This is a genomic window from Providencia sp. PROV268, assembly GCF_028477805.1.
In the GTDB taxonomy this organism is placed as follows: Bacteria; Pseudomonadota; Gammaproteobacteria; order Enterobacterales; family Enterobacteriaceae; genus Providencia; species Providencia stuartii.
Genome location: NZ_JAMPLW010000007.1, coordinates 1 through 2,171, shown reverse-complemented (window position 1 = coordinate 2,171; position 2,171 = coordinate 1). Strand labels below are relative to the sequence as shown.

3 protein-coding genes and 1 pseudogene are annotated in these 2,171 nt (G+C 43.8%); all 4 read left to right on the top strand.

The features are described 5' to 3' along the window. Positions 1–328, top strand: a pseudogene (locus PR699_RS06750) (baseplate protein); the annotation flags it as partial. Then, positions 325–687 (top strand): hypothetical protein, encoded by a 363-nt coding sequence (locus PR699_RS06745; protein ID WP_154640050.1) that lies wholly within the window; start codon positions 325–327, stop codon positions 685–687. The pseudogene PR699_RS06750 and the gene PR699_RS06745, both read left to right, overlap by 4 nt. Further along, on the top strand, positions 671–1,795 hold the full coding sequence (locus PR699_RS06740; protein ID WP_154640049.1) for a baseplate J/gp47 family protein: 1,125 nt from the start codon (positions 671–673) through the stop codon (positions 1,793–1,795). Before PR699_RS06745 ends, PR699_RS06740 begins: the two co-directional genes overlap by 17 nt. Next, on the top strand, positions 1,788–2,171 hold a 384-nt coding region (locus PR699_RS06735), incomplete at its 3' end, for a DUF2612 domain-containing protein (protein ID WP_272573008.1). The genes PR699_RS06740 and PR699_RS06735, both read left to right, overlap by 8 nt.

The window sequence follows — 2,171 nt, the reverse complement described above, 5'->3', positions numbered from 1 at the left end:
AGATGCCTTCTTTTTACCGCAAGGCAGTAGCCAACCCAATAAAATCCCTGACTATTCGAGTGATGCACTCTCAATGCAAACCGATGATGGTTCGACCTTTATTCGTCTACAGAAAGGGAAAATTAAAATCAAAGGCGATATTGAGCATGAAGGCAACAGTGAGCAAACAGGCCAACATACGCAAAAAGGGAACTGGAGCCAAGTTGAAGGTGAAGCAACATCAACCGGTAAAATATCTGCAGCAAAAGGCGTTTTTGGTGGTGTTGATGTTGAAAATCATGATCACCCTGATAGTCACGGCGGAAATACAGGAAAGCCAAATAAATGAAAGTCAGACGATTAGATGATAACCACGACTGGACGTTTGGCAGCGGTCGTGCGGATTATGCAACACAATCTGAAGCTATTAGTCAGTCGGTACTAACACGATTGCTATCCTTACGCAACGATTGGTTTCTCAATCCCGAACATGGTGTGCGATGGTTCGATTACTTACGTAAAAATCCCAACATGATAGCGATGGAATCGGAAATTAAAAGTACGGTATTGAACACGCAAGGTGTGGAGAAAATTACGGCGTTTGACATCACGCTGAATGCGGATACTCGCACAATGACCATTACCGTGACTTACATTGATATTTATGGCCATGAAAATGAGGTAAATACACATGCTCCAAATTACTGATACGGGCATTGTCATTGATAGCCTAACGGATGTTCATCAACGCTTAACGGAAGGATTTAAGCGCATTTATGGGGATGATATTAATCTGGATGCGGATAGTCCTGACGGTCAAATGATCGGTTTATTCTCACAAGAAATAGAAAACATTAATCAGGCTATCGCGATGGTCGCACAAATGCTTGACCCTTACAAAGCAATGGGATCATGGTTAGAGCAACGTGCAATGTATGCCGGTATTGTGCGTCGTGGTGCGGATTACAGCTACCTTGATGATGTCATTATCACCGGTAAGCAAGGCGTTATCGTGCGTAAAGACAGCCTATTTACGGATGACAACAATACTAAGTGGGTCACATTGGCGGATGTCACGTTAGGGAGTAACGGCTCCGCAAGAGTGGATCTACGAAGTCAGGAGCTTGGCGCTTTTTCGTTGCCAGCAAATCGCCCCTTAACCATGGACACGGTGACCATTGGGGTTGATAGCATCACAACCACAAAAGCGGCAAAAGAGGGCGCTTTTGAGGAAACGGATGGCAATTTGTTATTACGGTTTATGCGGTCGCATTCTATCAACAACCATGATGATTATCAGGGGCTGGAAGCGGCGTTATTGAATTTGCCCGATGTAAAACAAGCTAAGGTGTATGAAAACTATACACATCAGACTGATACTAAAGGTATTCCACCGCATTCCTTAAATGCGGTTGTGATAGGTGGAAGTGATAATGATATTGGCTTAACCCTACTGCAAAAAAAGATAGGCGGTTGTGGGATTATTGGGAGCATCAGCAATACACAGGATTATGCCGGTGCGCCTCGCACAGTCTATTTTGACCGAGCTACGCTCGTTAACGTCAACGTTAAACTGGTGCTTGAGCGTGTAGGCGGTTTTGAAGATATCGATACCGATAGTATTAAAAATTCATTGGCAGCAACTGAGTTTGATATTGGTGAGTCCGTCTACGCTATGCGACTAACTTGCCAAGTGAATGCCGTTCAAGGCTTCTACATTAAATCCATTACGGTGAATGGTAGCGAGGCGGTTTCCGTGGGTATTCGTCAGTGTGCACAAATCAGACCGGAAGATGTGGAGGTACTGATTGAGTAAACCACGCGAAGACTTTTTGATTTGGCAGTACCGAGGAAAACCTAAAGCCCGACAAACCGTCGGGCTTTTGCTTTCTGAAACAAAGCAACTCTTTGAATCGGTCATTACGTTATCGGCCATTTTAAATATCGACACTTCTACGGGCTATGGCCTTGATTTAATCGGTAAGCATGTGGGCATTAGCCGTGTCATGAAATCCCTTGTTCCTAAAGATTACTTTGGTTTTTTAGGGATAGAGGGGGCGTTAGGTTTTAACGCTGGCGTATTTTATCGTTATGGTGATTCTTTAAAAGGTTCCTCTGTACTGGGTGATGATGATTATCGATTTTTCATCAAAGCGAAAATCATAAAAAACTACCAGAAACCCGATATCGCT